The following is a 20,898-nucleotide window of genomic DNA, read 5'->3' on the forward strand; positions in this document are numbered from 1 at the left end:
ACGTAAAACAAATTCACTCATAGTCTTCGGTTAAGTGTAGTGGTTGCTTTACATCCAGCTGGATCTGGTCATTTTGCCTGAAATCAAACGGAGTAATGCCATATTCTTTACGGAACATATACGTAAAATGCGATTGGGAGCCGAAGCCAAAATCAAGCGCAATATCAAAGATAGATTGATTACTATTTCTCAATAAATTCACAGCGCCCGCTAATCGACGTTGGCGTATATATTTACCTAAAGAAATCCCTGTGACTTCTTTAAAGATTTTTTGCATGTGCCAAAGGGAATAGCCTGAATAAGCAGCCAGCTCTTCCAAGTGGATGACTCGCCCCAGATGCTCTTCAATCCATTTACTTAAAGCAATTACAAGTGCTAAGTGGTTATCTTGTGCCATCTCTAATTCATTTTTATTTTACGGTAACTGAAGTATACACAACTTCATTTCACCATGACAAAGGTTGGTTGTGCGGTATACGAGATTTTTGTATAAAAAACACACACTCAGAGCCAGTTAGTTCACATAAGCTGTAAAAATAAACAATTATTTTATTGAAAAGGGCGAATTGCCTATTTTTGCTAAGTTAGTGATAAAAAAATTAATTAGCATTGAATCAGGTTAACGTTTTAGAGAATCCCTATTTCATGCGTAACATACTGCTAGCTATCACTATTATATTAAGCTGCGTTTTTTTATATCTTCTTGCCATGGATAGCCTGTGTGACCAAGGGGGAGATGACTTTATCTTAGGAATATGCCGCGTAACCAGCTTGTTACCATTTTGAATTTGCTTTTTGCAACGTCATGCTTGATATTAGTTCGTCGTTTTTTAAAAAAATGACAAGACAGGCAGACAGTCCGCTTTTCAGTAGTGTTAATTGAAAAATTCAAATAAACTTGAGTGATTATCACCACTGTGGACGAAGATAAAAAAGTAAGAGGACGAAAGGGTAAAGATATGGAGCAACAGACGCTCAAGCGCGGATTAAAAAATAGACACATTCAATTAATAGCTTTGGGAGGCGCTGTCGGGACTGGGCTGTTTTTAGGAATAGCCACAACGATACAGATGGCAGGGCCTTCAGTATTGCTCGGGTATGCTCTTTGTGGGTTTATCGCCTTCCTCATCATGCGCCAGCTTGGGGAAATGATTGTTCAAGAACCGGTCGCGGGTTCTTTTAGCCATTTTGCATTTAAATATTGGGGCGGTTTTGCTGGGTTCTTATCTGGCTGGAACTACTGGGTCATGTTTATTCTGGTTGGGATGACAGAATTGACAGCCGCAGGCAAATATATGCAACACTGGTGGCCTGAACTGCCTATATGGGTTTCTGCACTTGTTTTCTTTATTGCGGTCAATGCAATTAACTTAATCAATGTTCGCTCCTACGGTGAAACAGAATTCTGGTTTGCACTGATCAAAGTCATTGCCGTTGTTGCAATGATTATATTTGGTTGTTATTTACTGTTTAGTGGACATGGCGGCCCACAAGCTAAGGTCAGCAACCTATGGGAATATGGCGGGTTTTTCGCGAAAGATTTTAGCGGGTTGCTGATGGCACTGGCAATTATTATGTTCTCATTTGGCGGCTTGGAGCTGGTTGGGATTACGGCTGCTGAAGCAGAAGATCCAGATAAAAGTATTCCAAAAGCGATTAACCAAGTTGTATACCGTATTTTGATTTTCTATATCGGTTCTTTAGCGGTGCTGTTAGCCTTGTATCCATGGGTGCAGTTAGATGGCAAAACCAGCCCATTTGTATTAATTTTCCATGAGTTGGGTGATTTGTTCGTTGCTAACGCATTAAACGTTGTCATCCTAATTGCCGCGTTATCTGTGTATAACAGTGGCGCTTATTGTACGAGCCGTATGTTGTATGGTTTAGCTCAGCAAGGTAATGCACCCAAATTTATGGCGAAAGTCAATAAAGGTGGAGTACCTGTGATGGCGCTGATTATTTCAGGTATCGCGACGTCAGGGGGGATCTTAATCAATTTCATCATGGAAGGTCGTGCGTTTGAGTTATTAATGTCCCTTGTGGTGACAACGTTGGTTCTTAACTGGATTATGATTTGTATCTCGAACCTGAAGTTTAGAGCGGCAATGAATAAACAGGGCATAGAAACAAAATTCAAAAGTATTTGGTACCCATTTGGTAACTACCTCTGCTTGGCATTTCTTTTGCTGATCTTGGTTATCATTTTAATGATGGATGGATTACGTATTTCGGTACTTATTATGCCACTATGGATTTTAGTCCTATGGATTGGTTATCAGTTCTCTGGAACTAAAAAGCGTAATGTAGAAAATAAAATAGCGTAATATTTTCGAGTAGAAATACTAAAAAAGAAAGCCGGTGATTTTTTATCTACCGGCTTTTCTTTTGAGACTAGTTTTTAAGTGGTGATTACCACTGCCAACGTAGCCATGCAAACAAGACGTTACCATTGTTATAGGTTCCCGGAATATAGGTTGCTTGGACAGAAAGCTTATCATATTCAATAGAAACTAACGGTAATGGAACGGGAATAGGGATATAGCTATACTCTTCACGGGCTGTAATCCCCAAAGTGAAACCAGCTCCCATTCGGAAACCATCAATTTCACCAGGGATCCACATTTTTTGGAAACCGTAACCTACAATCGGTTCAACTTTATTGTGAGAATCCATAAAGGCCATCGCATATAACGCATGCCAATCATTGTCTTCATCGTAACGATACTTACCAATACCAAAACCCCAAGGTTCTTCATTATAAGTATCCGTTTTTTCTTTATCGTACATAAAGCGGTTATGCCACGTAAAGAAGGGAACATATAATTCATACTTATCAGAATCCCAAGTAGCGCTGACATTGTTGGTAAATTTATCCCATAAACCGACGGATTCTTCTTCAGCTAAGGCAGGTGATGACATGCAGATTGAGGCTGACATAATGATCGATGCGCCTACAACCAACTGTATGTTTTTATTTACTCTCATTGCGGATCCAGTTCTGGTTATCTTTTGATAATTTCAAATAATTGACATGATAATAATTAATGCATTATCGCTATTGGAATAGTTATAATTTTAATTATTTTAATAAAGATAAGCGGAATAGGATAGTAGTAATTAGTTAATTTAGGATAATGACTTAATCATTCAGTAATATAGTGTAAGTAATCAATATATTATCTTTATTGGGTTTTATCTATTTAACGATGATAAGTAAGGATAAAATGTATCTTTAATCGCCAAAAAAGCTGAAATCATTCTAAATTAGAATGAAAAATTAATATTCATCACATTAGAAAATATCTTCACTGGTAATTGATATCGCATATGAGACAATCAAAATAATATTATTGATTGATTATTTTAATGAATATTCAAGTTTGCCAAGATAGAGTCTAACCATAATATGTGCAAATTAGATTGATATTTAATCAGAAAGAGAGGTGATTAGTGAGAGTGAATGCATTAACGATTGCAGGAACTGACCCATCGGGTGGTGCCGGTATCCAAGCCGATCTTAAAGCGTTTTCAGCACTTGGAGCTTATGGCGCGAGTGTGATGACCGCATTGGTGGCTCAAAATACCCGTGGAGTGCAATCTGTTCATAACTTGCCGCCAGAATTCGTGGCTGCTCAACTTGAATCGGTATTGAGTGATGTACGTATTGATAGTGCCAAAATTGGCATGCTGTCGAACCAAGATAATGTCATCGTAGTTGCTGATGCACTAAAACAATATTCTATTCCCTATGTTGTGCTTGATACCGTGATGGTCGCTAAAAGTGGTGACCCATTACTACTACCTAATGCGGTAGACTCTCTAAGATGTGAATTACTACCGATAGTTTCTCTTATCACTCCCAACTTACCTGAAGCTGCAGTACTGCTTGATGAAGCAATGGCTAAAACCGAAGAGCAAATGATTGATCAAGGTCGGCGATTATTAGATTTAGGCTGCCAAGGCGTTCTGATGAAAGGAGGGCATTTAAGTGATGCTGAAAGTCCTGATTGGTTGATTACACCCCAAGGCGAATGGCGTTTTACATCTTTGCGTATTAATACCAAAAACACCCATGGCACGGGTTGTACACTTTCTGCTGCATTAGCCGCACTCAGACCTCGTTGCACGGATTGGCAACAAACGGTTATTGAAGCAAAAGCCTATTTACAGGGCGCATTAGAACAAGCGGATAGTTTAGAGGTAGGCTCAGGATTTGGCCCTGTCCATCATTTTCATCGTTGGTGGTAAGAATTTATCAGGGGACAGATAAAAGAAATGGCTAGCTCAAGGGAGATTGAGCCAGCCAAGGAGGTGGTTCCTAGTCTTAATTTATGACTTTCTAGTTCTTCGTTTTCGACAGTGACTATACGATATCGAATAACCAATTGATGTGATCTGTTGCATAAATTTGGATATTGACTGCATTTTTTCAAGCCATTGTCAAGAACGAGAACTATTCTCAGCTAGGGTTTCTTGTTGTTGTACCTGCTAGGTTGCGGATCAACAAGCCAAAGCTGATATCGATATCTTCAGGTACAGGTAAATAAACAATATGCCCATTACCTGGAGCCACATCAATGGCTTCGCCTTTGCGGTTCGCTAAGGACTCTAATGTGAAGACGATATTACCCGATGGCGTCATCAACTCTAAACTGTCACCAACACTGAATTTATTTTTCACATCGACTTCAGCCAAGCCATTCACACGTTTCCCCGTAAATTCGCCGACAAATTGTTGGGTATCCGAGACAGAATATCCATACTCATAGGTTTGATAAGCATCGTGGGTGTGGCGGCGTAAGAATCCTTCGGTATAACCACGGTGTGCTAATCCTTCAAGAGTGGATAGCAGAGTAGGGTCAAAAGGTTTACCTGCAACGGCATCGTCGATAGCACGGCGATAGACTTGAGCGGTGCGAGCACAATAATAGAATGATTTTGTACGTCCTTCGATTTTTAGAGAGTGAACACCCATTTTGGTCAAGGTTTCCACATGTTCAATGGCACGTAAATCCTTAGAGTTCATGATATAAGTGCCATGCTCATCTTCAAAGGCGGTCATATATTCGCCTGGACGTTTGGCTTCTTCAATCATGAAAACTTTATCGGTTGGTTCGCCTTCACCTAATGTTGGTGCAATATTTTTCACCGGAATTGGCTCGTGAACATGCACGATATTCCCGACCTCATCTTCTTTACCTTCTTCAACTTTATACTCCCAACGGCATGCATTCGTGCAAGTCCCTTGGTTTGGGTCGCGTTTATTAATGTAGCCAGAAAGTAAGCAACGGCCAGAATATGCCATGCATAATGCACCATGGACAAACACTTCAAGTTCCATATCAGGAACCTGTTGGCGGATCTCTGCAATCTCATCGAGCGAAAGCTCACGAGATAAAATCACGCGAGTTAATCCCATTTGTTTCCAGAACTTCACTGAAGCCCAGTTAACCGCATTCGCCTGTACTGATAAATGAATGTCCATCTCAGGAAAAGCTTCACGAACCATCATAATTAAACCGGGGTCCGACATGATCAGCGCATCAGGCCCCATTTCAATCACAGGGGTTAAGTCGCGAATAAAAGTTTTCAACTTGGCATTGTGTGGGGCAATATTCACCACAACATAGAATTTCTTGCCTAGTTCATGGGCTTCTTGGATCCCTTTAGCGAGATTCTCATGGTTGAATTCGTTATTACGCACGCGCAGGCTATAGCGGGGTTGACCGGCATATACAGCATCGGCACCATAAGCAAACGCATAACGCATGTTCTTCAAGGAACCTGCTGGGGATAATAATTCTGGTGTAAACATGTTAGTTCTCAGTCTGATGTCAGGTCAGCACTAAGCCGGATGGCTTAGCTTAAAAATTCGAGGGTGGGGATTTTAACGCTAAATGGCGGGAATGCCAAATTTCCCTTGTAAAAAACATGGTTATAATTTTGTTACGGCATTTAGACTAAATGTTTAACACTCATCCCAACGATAGCCTAAGCCATAGATTGAGCGGATAAACGTTTTTTCTGGGTCTAAAAATTCCAATTTTCGACGTAAATTTTTGACGTGACTATCGATGGTTCGGTCTGTCACGATGCGGTGATCGTCATAGAGGATATCAAGAAGCTGGTCTCGAGAAAAAACTGTGCCGGCATTATCAGATAGGAATTTCAATAGACGAAATTCGGCGGGTGTGAGTTCCAATAGTTTATCGCCATAACGAACTTGGAACGCATTTTCATCGATAACCAATTGTTTCTGTTGCTGCTCTAAACTATGGGTGTGGGTATTCTGACAACGACGTAAAATAGTTTTTACTCTAGCGACCACTTCACGAGGACTAAATGGCTTGCAGACATAATCATCGGCACCAATTTCTAACCCTAATAAACGGTCGATCTCTTCTGTTTTAGCGGTCACCATAATTACTGGAACATCGCTAAATTTACGCAGCTCACGGCAGACGGAAATTCCATCCATTCCTGGTAGCATCAAATCTAATAAAATCAGATCAGGAAAATGTTTTTGTACATAAGGGATAACCTCATCTCCGCGCATTAGCAATGCGGGGACATAACCCGCAGCTTGAAGATAATCAAACAGAAGTTGCCCTAATTTAGGCTCATCTTCGACAATAAGAATATGCGAACTGGTTGATTCTGCGGTTACCACTATGCATTCTCCTGATGAGATATCGGAAGTTGGATTGTAATTCGTACACCACCTAATGGGGAAGGGGCGGCGCTTATGTTTCCATTGTGCGCTTCTACAATATTATAGCAAATTGCTAATCCTAAACCGGAGCCCCCACTGGCACGGTTTCTTGAGACTTCAGCACGATAAAAACGTTCAAATAGGCGTTGGCAATGTTCTACATCTAACCCGGGAGCGCTGTCTTCCCATTGAATCAGTAATTGTTGCTGTTGTTCTGTTACTCTGACCACAATTTTACCGTTTGGGTCAGTATAGCGTAGGCTATTTTCCATCAGATTATAGAATAACTGCCCAATACGGTCAGGATCAGCAAACACGGAACTATGGGAGAGAAATTGAGTATCTAGGTGTAATTGTCGGTCTTCAAGACGACGCTTAGCTTGCCCAAGCGTCATCTCAATAATAGGGACAATATCTACCGATTGCATACGATAAACCAAAGAGCCACGATCAGATAAGGATAGCTGGTGAAGGTCGTTAACTAATTTAATCAGCGTATGGGTTTCATTAAGTAATGAATTGATGGTTTCAGGAGTAGCTTGGCGAACGCCATCCTGCACTGCTTCTAATTCGCCACGTAAGACGGATAATGGCGTGCGTAGTTCATGGGAAATGTCTGCCATATAATCACGGCGCATTTGTTCATTTTTTTCAAGGGTAGATGCGAGATGATTAAAATCCCTTGCGAGTTGCCCTAACTCGTCTTGACCGATTTCTGGTACGCGGGTTGCAAAATCTCCTTTGGCTAATTGGTTGGTACCTTCAAGTAACCGCTTGATAGGTTTTAAAAAGCCGCGAGCTAGCAGTAGTGTCACAATTAAGGCGACAAACAGAGATAACCCGGCAATCATCAAGCTGGTGATCATTTGCTGTTTATCAAACTGTTTATCCAGTTGGCTACTAATGCCATCGTCATAAGCAGCAATAACCCAGCCAACCGTTTCATTATTAGCCGTGACAACGGGCTCTTTAATAATGTTATTAGGTAATGGCACATCTCGACCAAAGATCAGTCTATCTTGAGCGTCATAGACCCAGAAAATTCCTCTTCCCCGATTATGCCCATGGGGTGGACGTTTTTGTTGCTGCATATCGACATTACGTAAGATGCGAAAAAATATTCTTTCGTTATCTAATAAGAATCGCCAATTACCAAATTCTTCATATTGCTCTGCAAGTGCAGTGGAGAGTAATTCAGCTCGTTGTTGGTCATTTTCTTTAATGTAATCGATAAAGCCATGCTGAAAACCCATACGCACACCTTGATGCATCATGATGACCAACAGCAAGCAGGTGGCAAAAATCGCTAGAAATAATCGAGTACTAAGACGCGTTAATTTAAGTTTCATGGCGATTATCCTGAGTCAGGGACGTCGATATTTTCTTACGAGAAAAGCGCTGTCTGAGGCTATCAAAACTGAGATACACCACTGGGGTGGTAAATAATGTGAGCAATTGGCTCATGACCAAACCACCAACGATGGCAATCCCCAAAGGCTGTCTAAGCTCAGCACCATCTCCACTGCCTAACATCAGGGGTAAGGCGCCAAAAATAGCAGCGAGCGTCGTCATTAAAATAGGTCGAAAACGTAGTAAACTAGCACGTAAAATAGCTTCCCGAGCAGAGATCTGACCGCTACGTTGAGCCTGCAAGGCAAAATCCACCATAATAATGGCATTTTTCATTACGATCCCGATTAATAGCATGATACCAATGAGTGCAATCAAGCTAAATGGGGTATTGAAAAGCTCTAAAGCAAGTAACGCCCCAACGCCAGCAGAAGGCAGTGTAGACAAAATGGTCAGTGGATGAATATAACTTTCATACAATATCCCCAGAACCAAATAGACCGTCACAATCGCGGCTAAAATTAAAAATAGCTGAGATTTTAGAGTATCTTGGAAGACTTGTGCCGTACCAGCAAAGGTACCACGTACGGTAGAAGGAACGCCGAGAGCCGTCATGGTTTTCTCAATTTCGACCATTGCATCATTAAGGGTATATCCCTCTGTAACGTTAAACGAAATGGTTGATGATGCGGATAAACCTTGATGGTTAACACTCAGCGGTGCATTCGACGGTTGCCAACGAGCAAAATAAGAGAGTGGAATCGCGTCGCCTTGCTTGTTGACTACAAACATCTTATCCAATGCGCTGACATCCTGCGTATATTCTGGCGCCACTTCCATTACGACTTTGTACTGATTCATTGCTTCATAGATAGTGGAAATTTGGCGTTGCCCAAAGGCATTATTAAGCAGGTTATTGGCATCTCGAACATCAATACCCAGCTGAGCCATCAAATCACGGTCATAGGTCAGGGCCATTTCAGCCCCTTTATCTTCTTTATCCGAGTTCACATCGGTGATTTGAGGTAATTCACCAAGCGCACGGCGAATAGCCGGCTCCCAAGCCCGTAAAGCATCAAGTTCATCAGCGAGCAGCGTGAATTGATAGCTGGCTTCAGATTGGCGTCCACCCACTCGAATATCTTGCACCGGCATCATAAATAAGTTGGCACCGGGTTCTTTGGCAAGTTTTATCCGTAGACGGTTAATGACACTATTAGCACTTTCTTGACGTTCATCGAGGGGTTTTAATGAAATAAACATAGAGCCACTGTTGACGCGGCTTCCACCTGTAAACCCAGTAACACTCTCTACGGCAGGATCCGCTTTTACTTCCTGCATAAAGCGGGTCATTTTTTGCTTCATAGACTGGAATGAAATGCTTTGGTCTGCACGTACAAATCCTAATAAACGCCCCGTGTCTTGTTCTGGGAAGAAGGCTTTTGGGATAGAAATATACAGGTAAACATTCAGCCCAATAGCGGCGAACAATACAGCGAGTACACTACGGCGATGGGAAAGCACCCAATTTAACGTGACGCCGTAACTTTCCTGCAGGCGAATTAAAAGTCGACCGAAACCACGATGTTTCGCATGAATATCGGTGGCGCGTTTTTTCAAAAGGTGGGCACACATCATGGGTGTTAAGGTCAGAGAAACTATTAAGGAAATACCAATAGCAGTGGCTAAGGTAATCGCAAATTCTCGGAATAAACGACCCACTAGTCCGTCCATTAACAGCAGCGGAATGAATACTGCCACGAGAGAGATACTCATGGAAACAACGGTGAAACCGACTTCAGAGACTCCTTTGACGGCAGCGATAAAGGGTTTTTTGCCATTTTCAATATGGCGCGAAATATTTTCGAGCACCACGATAGCATCATCTACTACAAAACCGGTGGCAACGGTAAGCGCCATCAACGATAAGTTATTGAGGCTAAATCCACACAAATACATGGCGGTAAAAGTACCGATTAGCGATACCGGAACCGCAATGGCTGGAATTAGAGTGGCTCGTCCTGAACGTAAAAAGAGTAAAACCACCAAAATGACTAAAGCAACGGCGATCAATAGCGCACGTTCCACTTCCACTAAGGAGGCTTTGATAGTGGGAGTTCTATCCTGAGCAACTTGTAAATCAATTGCAGCGGGAATTAACTCTGTCAGTTCAGGAAGCTCTTCTCGAATACGTTTTACCGTTTCGATGATATTTGCTCCAGCCTCGCGACGAATAATGATCAAAATAGCGGGTTCACCGCTCGACATGCCCGCAGCACGAACATCCTGTACTGAATCTTTAACGACGGCGACATCGCTGAGTTTCACTGCGTTCCCATTATTATAGTGAACAATAATTGGGCGATAATCAGCGGCTTTTTTTAGCTCGTCATTGGTTTTTACCTGATAACGATTTTCATCGTCATTAATATAGCCTTGGGGTTGACGAACGTTGGCGCTACTAATGGCTGAGCGCACAGTGTCAAGGGACACCCCTTGATTAAATAGGGCGGTTGGGTTGAGTTCTACCCGTACAGCGGGCAGTGAGCCACCGCCTACAGAAACCTCACTAACCCCTTCAATTTGAGCAATACGCTGAGCTAAACGGGTCGAGGCGATGTCATAAATTTCTCCGGTATTCATGGTTTTTGAGGTTAATGTCAAAATCATGATCGGGGCATCGGATGGGTTCGATTTGTAGTAACGAGGTCGGCTTGGCATACCGCTGGGTAACAAGTTTTGTGCTGCATTGAGCGCAGCTTGAACTTCTCGTGCAGCATTATTGATATCTTTACTGAGGTCAAATTCAAGCGTGATTGTTGTACGCCCCAACGAGCTGCTGGAGGTCATTTCATTTAATCCAGCAATACTGCCAAGTGAGCGCTCCAGTGGCGTGGCAATAGAAGATGCCATCGTTTCCGGCGATGCACCAGGAAGTGACGCTGTCACTCTTATCACAGGGTAATCAACCTGTGGCAATGGGGCCACAGGGAGGTACAAAAAGCTTAATGCACCGCACAGCGTGATCGCCACACTAATAAGTGTGGTTGCCACGGGTCGACTGATAAATAAAGCAAACAGGCGTTTCATTACGACTCCTGAATCTTATCAGCTCGATGATGGCGGCTTATACGACGGGATAAGCGGTCGAACATCAGATAGATAACGGGAGTCGTAAACAGTGTGAGGATCTGACTCATAATCAAGCCACCCACCATACAAACACCTAATGGTTGGCGTAATTCAGCACCAACACCCGTACTGAGCATTAATGGGAGTGCGCCCAATAATGCCGCCATAGTTGTCATTAAAATAGGACGGAAACGTAATAAGCATGCTTGATAGATAGCGTCATACGGAGACATACCTTGCTCACGCTCTGCGGCGAGTGCGAAATCGATCATCATGATAGCGTTCTTTTTCACGATACCAATCAATAAGATAATCCCAATAATCGCAATCACATCCAGTTCATTACCTGCCATAATTAAGGCGAGTAGCGCACCGACACCCGCAGTAGGGAGTGTTGAGAGAATGGTAATAGGATGAATAAAGCTTTCGTACAAAATGCCTAATACAATATACATGGCAACAATCGCAGCAAAAATCAGCCAGACCGTACTACTCAGCGCAGACTCAAAAGCCAGTGTTGATCCTTGGAATTGGGTCGTTATGGATTTCGGCATGGTAATTTGTTTCTCAGCCTGTTTAACAGCATTGACAGCCGCCTCAAGGGAAGAGTTGTCCGCGACATCGAAAGAGAAAGTGACCGCTGGGAACTGATCTAAATGATTAATAGACAGAGGCCCGTAACCCTCTTGGATGTTCACTAGAGTACTAAGTGGCACAATCGCCCCATCAGTGCCTTGTAAGCGAATATCGTTCAGCGCCTCGATACCTTCTCGGGTCTGAGTATCGTGCTCTAAAATTACGCGATATTGGTTGGCTTGGGTATAAATTGTAGAGACCATTCGTTGCCCAAAAGCATTGTATAAGGCGTTATTGATGCTCGACATGGTAATACCAAAGCGGCTCGCGGTGTCTCTATCGACATTCACATAAGCCACCAGCCCTTTGTCTTGCCAGTCACTACTGACATCGGTGAGTTCCGGTTGTTGTTGTAACGCAGTCAGTAATTTGGGTACCCAAATACTTAATTCATCGAGCGTAGTTGCCTGCAATGTGAATTGATATGGCGTTCGTGAAACCTGAGTATCAATAGTTAAATCTTGGGAAGCTTGCAAATAGAGATTTACGCCTGCAACGCTATCCGCAGCTTGTTGTAAGCGAGGAATAATTGTTGGAACTCGGTCGTCACGCTCATCAAGAGGTTTTAGCGTAATCTGGATACGCGCATTATTCAGTGTTGCATTACTGCCATCGATACCGACATACGTGGTGACGTTTTCTACCGCAGGATCTGCCAAAATAATTCCCGCCACTTGCTGCTGTTTTTGTGACATTGCTGCGAACGAGATAGATTGACGGCTTTCGATAGTACCTTGAATAATGCCACTGTCTTGCAGAGGGAAAAAGCCTTTAGGTATCCACATATACAGTAAAACGGTCAATACCAAAGTACCCAATGCGACACATAACGTGAGCCATTGATGATTCAGAATACGTTTTAACCAGATGGCATAACCGGCAATCATCCATTCAAAGAAGCGTTCACAGGCAATTTCAAAGCGGTTATGTTTATGCTGAGATTCTGGCTTTAATAAACGAGCGCACATCATTGGCGTGAGAGTCAACGAAACCACGGCAGAAATTAAAATAGCCACCGCTAAAGTGATAGCAAATTCCCTAAATAGTCGCCCGACAATATCCCCCATAAATAGTAATGGAATTAGTACGGCAACGAGGGAGAAGGTTAGGGAGATAATCGTAAAGCCAATTTCGCCAGCGCCTTTGAGCGCAGCGACCATAGGCTTATCACCTTGTTCGAGATAACGGGAAATATTTTCAATCACTACAATAGCATCATCCACCACAAATCCGGTGGCAATAGTGAGTGCCATTAACGTCAGGTTATTGACCGAAAACCCACAAAAATACATAACAGCAAATGTACCGACTAAAGATAGCGGTACGGCAATGCCGGGAATTAATGTAGCAATGCCGTTGCGAAGGAATAGGTAAATCACCATTACCACAAGAGCGATGGCTAGCACTAATTCAAATTGCACATCATTGACAGAAGCTCGAATAGTGCTCGTTCTGTCGGTCAAAATTTCAACATCGACTGAAGCAGGTAAGCTTTCAATTAATTCAGGAAGTAAGGCACGAATAGTATCGGTGGTGTCGATAACATTGGCACCCGGTTGACGTTGCACATTAATGACAATGGCCTGCTGGCTATTTGCCCATGCGCCTAAATAGGCATTTTCAGCACCTTGCTCAATGTTGGCAATATCCCCTAGGCGAACAGGAGCTCCGTCTTTGAAAGCCACAATCAGTTTCCGGTAATCTTCGAGAGATTTCATTTGATCGTTGGCTGAGAGCGTAACCGAGCGGGTTGGCCCATCAAAGCTACCTTTTGCGGAATTTACGTTCGCATTATTAATGGCACTACGAATTGTTTCGCTATCTAACCCTTTAGCGGCCATCGCTTGTGGATTGAGGTTTACACGCACAGCAGGCCGTTGACCGCCCGCAAGAGTGACTAACCCAACGCCATTCACTTGGGAAATTTTTTGGGCAACCCGAGTTTCAATAATATCTTGTACTTGGGTTAACGGCATCGCATTCGATGTGACCGCTAAAGTGAGAACCGGCGGATCTGCGGGATTGACCTTATTATAAATAGGGGGATAAGGTAAATCAGAAGGCAGTAAGCTGGTGGCTGAGTTGATTGCTGCCTGCACCTCTTGTTCTGCAACATCCAATGGCAATGTGAGCTGGAACATTAACGTGATCACGGATGCACCGCCAGAACTGCGCGATGACATCTGTTTTAACCCAGACATTTGACCAAATTGGGTTTCCAATGGCGCCGTGATAGCCGAGGTCATCACATCAGGACTTGCTCCCGGGTACAAAGTGACGACCTGAATGGTTGGGTAATCAACTTCAGGTAAGGCGGAAACAGGTAAAAAACGGTAGCCGATGATCCCTGCCAATAAAATGGCGACCATAAATAGCGTGGTTGCGACGGGACGTAAAATAAACAGACGGGAAGGACCTCCGCCTTTGAATTTTTCCGGCTGCATTACGCTTTCTCCGCGCTATTACGCGTTTTTTTGCTGTCAGATGGTGCATTTTTAGTCGTTGGAGAGTTAGAAACTACTTCAACTTGGGCTCCATCGGTCAGTTTATCCACGCCATCGGTGATCACTTTAGTGTCTGCATTTAGACCACTTTCGATAACAACCTGCTGACTATCTTGCATTCCGACGGTAACGAGATGCTTAGAAACACGATTATCGTCACTGAGTACCCAGACATAATGTCCTTCATTACCCATTTGTAGAGCTGCCGTTGGGATCACTACTGCATCTTGCAGGGTTTCCACTTGCATCTTCACATTCACAAATTGGTTTGGAAATAGTTTTTGGTCTTCGTTAGTAAAACGCGCTTTAATTTTTAACGTGCCTGTTGCTGGGTCAATTTGGTTATCGGTACTGAGTAATTTTCCTTGGGCAATCATGGCGATATTATTGCGATCCCAAGCTTCTATGAGTACGTTATTACCGGACGCTTGAGCCTGTTGAATTGCTGGAATATCTCCTTCAGGTAATGCGAATAAGACATCGGCGGGTTGAGTTTGGGTGATCACGACAATCGGTGTTGACGTACCCGAAGAGATAAAGTTACCAACATCCACCTGTTTTAGACCAACACGCCCAGAAATTGGGGCGGTAATTTTACTGTAGGTTAATTGCAGTTTGGCATTATCCACCGTCGCTTGGTCGACTTTAATGCTACCTTCTGCTTGTAGAACGGTTGCTCGTTGATTGTCTAATTCTTGCTGTGAAATGACTTTTGTACCCGCTAATTTCTGGTAACGAGCTAAATCTAAACGCGCATTAGCGAGAGTTGCTTTATCTTTGGCGAGTTGACCTTCTGCTTGGGCAAGCTGAACCTCAAATGGGCGAGGGTCGATTTGTGCCAGTAAGTCACCTGCTTTGACATATTGACCCTCAGTAAAGAAAATCCCCATCAATTGCCCTTCAACTCGGCTTGTTACCGTGACCACATTGGCGGCTTGTACCGTACCTAAACCTGAAAGATAGCGAGGGACGATTTTTTTCTGTGCGGTTGCAAATTGAACAGGCGCTAAAGTTCGAGGTGGGCGTCCATTTGAATTTCTCGGTTGTGAGCTATTGGTTGTTGCGTTAGCGGTTGGTGCATCGCTTTGATTATTTTTATGGTAGACATACCAAGTTGCTCCTGCGGCTGCGATTAAAGCGACAAGAATAGCTGAGCGAGTCAATGTTTTATGGCGTTTTTGTTTAATCATTGTGGACAATTCGCTTAACTCAAAGTTGAGTAAATATCAGTTAGAAATTAAACCAAAAAATTAACTGAATATAATTAGGTATATATTAAAAATTAATCAGTTGCGTATCTTAATAGTTTAGCTGGAGGGGAACAAAAGAAAATGGAGGAAATATGAAAAATTGCAAGATATCTTTGGGTTTAGGTCAGGTATTGTCAATTTTAGTATAAAAAACCTGTGATTTTGGGACCACAGGTTTTAAATAAGCAGTGTGTTGCTGATTATGACTATTGAATTGTGCTGGTTTTCAGAACGGCAGCATTATTTGAGGCTTGCTCAGATGTGCCAGTCCAACCTTTCCAAGACAGCGGGATAAATGCCACTGCAACGGCTAATAAAGAGACCCCAGCCACATAGTAGGCAGGGCCCATATGGGATTGTTGTAACCAAGCACCCGTCAATATTGGTGTTAAGCCACCGAATACGGCATAGGCTAAGTTATAGGCGAATGATAGACCTGAAAAGCGAATTTCTGGTGGGAATGCTCGGGTACTGACTATGGGGGTGGTTGCAATTGCGCCAACAAAGAAGCCCATTAACCCATAATTGAACGTCAGAGTGTTAGCTGAGATATCCGCTGACAAACTTGAGTAGAAATAAAGTGCAGTGACGGCTAATCCGCCCCATGACAATGTCATGGATGCACGAGTACCCATTTTATCGCCTAACCAACCCCAGAAAATACAACCTAAAGTCAGTGTTAATGTTGCCGCACAGTTAGCTTGTAATGCGATATTACGGTCAATGCCATAAATTCCTTTTAATACTACATCGGGCGTCATCAAAATCGTGACAACAATGGCGGTAGACAGTGACCAAGTCAGAGCCGCAGTGATCATACAGGCTTGTTTATGGGACTTAATAACGGTCTTCACCGGTAATTCTTTGGTTAAAGCTTTCTTGGCTGCCATTTCTTTGAAAATAGGTGTTTCTTGTAAGAAGCGACGCAGATAAACAGAAATAAAACCAAAGATCCCGCCTAAAATAAACGGAATACGCCAAGCAAAATCGTGAACTTCTTGAGTGGTATATGAGCGCTCAATTAAGATAGCGACGATGGAGCCTAATAAAATTCCACCAGTAATACCGGAAGTTAATGTGCCAATTCCTAAGCCATAACGTTGTTTTGGTGTATGTTCAGCAATAAATACCCATGCTCCCGGCATTTCACCACCAATAGCCGCACCTTGCATGATCCGCATCAACAGTAATAACAGTGGCGCTGCTGCACCAATGGTTTCAAAAGTTGGTAAGAAACCGATGATCAGGGTAGGAAATGCCATTAAAAAGATACTTAAAGTAAACATCTTTTTACGACCAATTTTATCCCCAAAGTGCGCCATAATAATTCCGCCTAGAGGGCGTGCGAGGTAACCCGCAGCAAACAAACCTAGCGTTGCCATTAATGCGAGAAATTCATTATTTCCTGGGAAGAATAGCTGGGAAATAATTTTCGCGTAAAAGACGAAAATCACGAAATCATAAAATTCTAACGTGCCACCCAAAGAGGATAAGCCCAAAGTTTTATAATCTTCTTTACCCAATGGTCTGGCTGCGGGCTGACTGGTTGTTTGCGATGTCATAATACTGTCCTTCTAAAATACACAGCGTTTAATTATTAGCGCGATAGTTTTTTTAATATTAATAATAGGTACTTTAAATAATGCAGTTGTTAATATTAATTTGAAAAGAATATGAGAGATAAAACATGGGAGGAATAAACCTTGTTAACACTCTGTATCTTTAATGCTGCCTCATTTATAGCAGAAAGTTTCATATTCTGTAAACCGTCACCTTTAAAACAAGCATAATATTCCTATCAGTTATTTTTAGTTGGATTTAGTCGCTGATTGATGGTTGAATGCCATGATATGATGTTAATAATAAAGCTTTTGCAGAAGATCCTATATTTAGATGGCCTAAATATGGTGTGAATTCAAAAGAAATAGTTAATTTTGACGATAATTAAATAGATGAAAAATAAAAAATAGTACGGGCATTTTCTAAGGGTAAATTAAAATAAACAGTAAATATGGCTATTTAAATAAATAATACTCGTATATTTGAACTGTTTACGCTATCTGCTTTGGAATGTTTCGGAGGTTTATTTATAAATAGCGGGGTTTTATAAATCTGCATACTTAACAGCGTGCTAAGTATGCAGATGATAGAAATTAAACTAAGAATAGGGTAGCTAAGCCAAGGAAAATAAAGAAACCACCAGTATCCGTGATTGCTGTAATCATAACGCTAGAGCCGATAGCGGGATCTTTACCCAGTTTGATCATTAATAATGGGATTAAAACACCCATAATAGCAGCCATCAGCAAGTTCAGTATCATGGCTAAAGTCATTACGGCACCCATGGCGATGTCCCCATAGAGTAAATAGGTAACAACCCCCATAATCCCCCCCCAGACGACGCCGTTAATGAAGGCGACACCTAGCTCTCTAAATAAGAGGAAGGAGAAGCTTCCATTTTGGATTTGGTGCAGGGCAAGAGCACGCACAATCATCGTAATGGTTTGGTTACCGGTATTCCCACCGATACCTGCAACAATTGGCATTAGAGTCGCTAAGGCGACTAATTGGGAAATGGTATCTTCAAACACACCGATAACACGGGAAGCGACAAATGCGGTACATAGGTTAAGTGCCAACCAAGTCCAACGAGTTTTCACTGCCTGTCCAACAGGAGCAAATACGTCTTCTTCAGGGCTTAACCCCCCCATACGACGGATGCTGTTATCATTTTCTTCGCTGATATTATCAACGATATCTTCAACGGTTAAACGCCCCATCAATAAACCATTGTTATCGACGACTGCGGCAGAAATTAAGTCATAACGTTCGAACGCACTTGCCGCATCTTCACCTTTTTCATCAGGTAAGAAGGTGACGGTGTCCGTTTTCATAACATCCGCGACAATTTTTTCGGGAGCTTGGGTTAATATGGTGGTTAGCGGTAATTCACCTTGTAGGTTGTTGTATTTATCAACCACAAAGATCTTATCTGTCGCCTCAGGGATCTTCCCGCGTTGGCGTAGATAGCGTTGAACGGTTTTCAGGGTCACATTAGAACGCACAGTCACGAACTCAAAGTCCATCATTTGACCGACGCTATCTTTTGCGTACTGTAAGACTTCGCGGATACGACTTCTTAAGCTGGGATCTAAATAGGTGAGTAATCGGCGCATTGTATCGCGAGGTAAGTGCTCAGCGATGTAGGCTTGTTCATCAACGTGCAGCCCAGCGACAGCGCGCAGCAATTCTCTGTCAGACATATCTTTAATCAGGCTATCCCAGACTGAAACAGATGCTTCAACGAGTACTTCACCGCGTTCGTTATTGTCAATCAGTCGCCATAATGCGAGACGTTCATCATAGGGGAGCATCTCAAGTATATCCGCGATATCGGCGGTGTGGAGGTCGACTAATAACTCTTTTACAGCATTGATTTTTTCACGAAATGCTTTGTCATCAATACCGACGTGTTGATCATTTTCAACGAGAGCATGGACGAATTCCTCGTCGTCCATAAAAAGCGTCAGGATTTGCTGGCGGATATACGCCAACTTCTGTGAGTGCGGATTGACCGTAGTTGCCGCATCAGTTGAAAAAGCAGTTTGTGACATTTTAATCCTTAAAGCATTCGGCGCGTATGGCGCTTTTAATTAATTCGTCTGCGAGCGGACGAAACTTCTTCCCAGTATTGTCGCTGATCCCTCAGAAATATCAAATCTGTTCATATTCCGAATAGGAAGCTCAAAGCGATACTGACCGCAAATAATCATGTTTCATGCTACTGCATATTTTCCGCGCAAATGCTTAATTTCCAGCCCGGAACATCTTCCCAATAGGAACTCTCTTTCTCAAGGTCGAGCAGCATTAATGCATTCTGCGCGAGATATTGAGCAGGTAAAAAGAGAGTCCAATGACCTTCGTCTGTTTCAATTCGCAATGACGTTGGTGTTGTCGTTGATTGGCGCTGGTTATTTAAAAGTACGGATAAGCGCAAAATTTGAATCAACGGCATAAATTGTTTACGTTTAAACAGGTTAAACTTTGGTATCTCATCGTATTTAATCCCACGACGATGATTTCGTACCAAGGTAGCCAGTAGTAACTGTTGCTCTTGGCTAAATCCGGGTAAATTAGTATTTTGCAGGATATAAGCGGAGTGACGGTGCATACCGCTGTGATTAATACTTAATCCCACTTCGTGAAGCATTACCGCCCAAATTAAAATAGATTCTAATTGTGGATTGGCCTGCTTAGGGTTCTGTTGGCTCCATTGATAATAGAGTTCCTCCATGGTTTTTAGAACCCGCTTGGCTTGTTCACGGTCGATATTATAGTGTTCAGCAAGACTTAACGCTGTACGTTGGCGAATATCTTGATGACGGAAACGGCCTTCCATTTCATATAATACCCCTTCACGTAAGGCGCCATCAGAAAGCCGTAGCTCTTTAATTTCTAAGGAATCAAAAACGGCGATTAGGATTGCTAACCCCGGTGCAAATACATACTTGCGTTCCGCAGATAATCCTGGAAGATCCAACGATTTAAAGGTCTTATATTTTAGCGTTAATTGCTTAATTGCTTCCAAACGTTCTCGCGTAATGAGGCCGTCTCTATCACCCATTTCAACGATCACGGCATGGGCTGCCTTGATGGTTCCTGATGCCCCCATTGCCACATCCCACTGCTGTTTTTTAAATTGAATAGCCGTGCTTTCTAATTTTAAACAAGCTGCAAGATAAGCGCGATTAAAATTTTCAGGTGAAATGATTTCGTTAGGAAAATAGTTGCGTGCAAAACTGACACACCCCATTCGACGGCTTTCAATCAGCAATGGCTCAAATTTTTCACCAATCACTAATTCGGTGGATCCACCACCAATATCAATAACCAGTTTGCGACCTTTTTCTGGCTGGGTATGTTCGACACCCATGAAAATTAAACGGGCTTCTTCTTGACCTGAAATAATCTCGATTGGGTAGGGGATGATGGCTTTAGCACGACGTAAAAATTCTTCAACGTTTGTCGCAACCCGTAACGAGTGGGTGCCCACAATACAGACATTTTCAGGGGTAAAACCCTGTAAGCGCTCAGCAAACAGAGCAAGACAAGATAACCCTCGCTCCATGGCTTCTTCGCTTAATTCATTGGTATCACTGAGACCATCAGCAAGGTGCACCCGTTTCTTTAAACGGGTAAGTACTTGTAATGCCCCATTGACGATACGCGCAATGACCATGTGAAAACTATTTGAACCCAAGTCAATCGCAGCAATTTCTTGCGGTCTTGGGGTAGATGAAGAGGTTATTGGCAT

13 protein-coding genes and 1 pseudogene are annotated in these 20,898 nt (G+C 42.7%); 3 read left to right on the plus strand and 11 right to left on the minus strand.

Annotated features, from left to right (window positions below):
* Positions 1–13 precede the first annotated feature (13 nt).
* Positions 14–397: a helix-turn-helix domain-containing protein gene (locus PR761_RS02315; protein ID WP_006815365.1), complete on the minus strand. Its 384-nt coding sequence runs from the start codon at positions 395–397 to the stop codon at positions 14–16.
* A 248-nt stretch (positions 398–645) separates the two neighbouring features.
* Between PR761_RS02315 and mgrB the strand changes: the two genes are divergently transcribed.
* Together mgrB and PR761_RS02325 are read left to right on the plus strand one after the other, a co-directional pair.
* Entirely contained in the window at positions 646–786 is a 141-nt protein-coding gene (mgrB, locus tag PR761_RS02320) for a PhoP/PhoQ regulator MgrB (protein WP_071599555.1), read from the plus strand.
* A gap of 173 nt (positions 787–959) precedes the next feature.
* Positions 960–2,324, plus strand: coding sequence for an amino acid permease (locus tag PR761_RS02325; RefSeq protein WP_039855259.1), 1,365 nt, complete (start codon positions 960–962; stop codon positions 2,322–2,324).
* Between the two features lie 85 nt (positions 2,325–2,409).
* Here PR761_RS02325 and pagP read toward each other — a convergent pair whose 3' ends face one another.
* Positions 2,410–2,985, minus strand: coding sequence for a lipid IV(A) palmitoyltransferase PagP (gene pagP, locus PR761_RS02330; protein WP_006815363.1), 576 nt, complete (start codon positions 2,983–2,985; stop codon positions 2,410–2,412).
* A gap of 465 nt (positions 2,986–3,450) precedes the next feature.
* On the opposite strand from pagP, the gene thiD reads away from it, so the two are divergent.
* Positions 3,451–4,248 carry a bifunctional hydroxymethylpyrimidine kinase/phosphomethylpyrimidine kinase gene (gene thiD / locus PR761_RS02335; RefSeq protein WP_039855256.1) on the plus strand — a complete coding sequence of 266 codons (798 nt, stop codon included), beginning with the start codon at positions 3,451–3,453 and terminating at the stop codon, positions 4,246–4,248.
* Between the two features lie 211 nt (positions 4,249–4,459).
* Here the strand turns inward: thiD and trhP are convergent, their stop codons facing one another.
* The 9 genes and pseudogenes from trhP to ppx form a co-directional block, all read right to left on the minus strand.
* On the minus strand, positions 4,460–5,815 hold the full coding sequence (gene trhP, locus PR761_RS02340) for a prephenate-dependent tRNA uridine(34) hydroxylase TrhP (RefSeq protein ID WP_006815361.1): 1,356 nt from the start codon (positions 5,813–5,815) through the stop codon (positions 4,460–4,462).
* A gap of 153 nt (positions 5,816–5,968) precedes the next feature.
* On the minus strand, positions 5,969–6,670 hold the full coding sequence (gene baeR, locus PR761_RS02345) for a two-component system response regulator BaeR (RefSeq protein ID WP_006815360.1): 702 nt from the start codon (positions 6,668–6,670) through the stop codon (positions 5,969–5,971).
* Positions 6,670–8,061, minus strand: coding sequence for a two-component system sensor histidine kinase BaeS (baeS, locus tag PR761_RS02350; RefSeq protein ID WP_006815359.1), 1,392 nt, complete (start codon positions 8,059–8,061; stop codon positions 6,670–6,672). The genes baeR and baeS overlap by 1 nt, the downstream gene beginning before the upstream one ends.
* Positions 8,051–11,152, minus strand: coding sequence for a multidrug efflux RND transporter permease subunit MdtC (gene mdtC / locus PR761_RS02355; protein ID WP_154611151.1), 3,102 nt, complete (start codon positions 11,150–11,152; stop codon positions 8,051–8,053). Before mdtC ends, baeS begins: the two co-directional genes overlap by 11 nt.
* Entirely contained in the window at positions 11,152–14,274 is a 3,123-nt protein-coding gene (locus PR761_RS02360; protein WP_126436916.1) for an MdtB/MuxB family multidrug efflux RND transporter permease subunit, read from the minus strand. The genes mdtC and PR761_RS02360 overlap by 1 nt, the downstream gene beginning before the upstream one ends.
* The gene (locus PR761_RS02365) at positions 14,274–15,524 is read right to left on the minus strand and encodes an MdtA/MuxA family multidrug efflux RND transporter periplasmic adaptor subunit (RefSeq protein ID WP_154611150.1); all 1,251 of its coding nucleotides are present in this window, start codon (positions 15,522–15,524) and stop codon (positions 14,274–14,276) included. Before PR761_RS02365 ends, PR761_RS02360 begins: the two co-directional genes overlap by 1 nt.
* Positions 15,525–15,790: 266 nt before the next feature.
* Positions 15,791–17,146 carry an MFS transporter gene (locus PR761_RS02370; RefSeq protein WP_006815354.1) on the minus strand — a complete coding sequence of 452 codons (1,356 nt, stop codon included), beginning with the start codon at positions 17,144–17,146 and terminating at the stop codon, positions 15,791–15,793.
* A 591-nt stretch (positions 17,147–17,737) separates the two neighbouring features.
* A pseudogene (mgtE, locus tag PR761_RS02375) lies at positions 17,738–19,018 on the minus strand (magnesium transporter); the annotation flags it as partial.
* A gap of 347 nt (positions 19,019–19,365) precedes the next feature.
* Entirely contained in the window at positions 19,366–20,898 is a 1,533-nt protein-coding gene (gene ppx / locus PR761_RS02380; protein WP_154611149.1) for an exopolyphosphatase, read from the minus strand.

Origin of the sequence: Providencia sp. PROV210 (assembly GCF_028479445.1) — a bacterium.
GTDB lineage: Bacteria > Pseudomonadota > Gammaproteobacteria > Enterobacterales > Enterobacteriaceae > Providencia > Providencia rustigianii.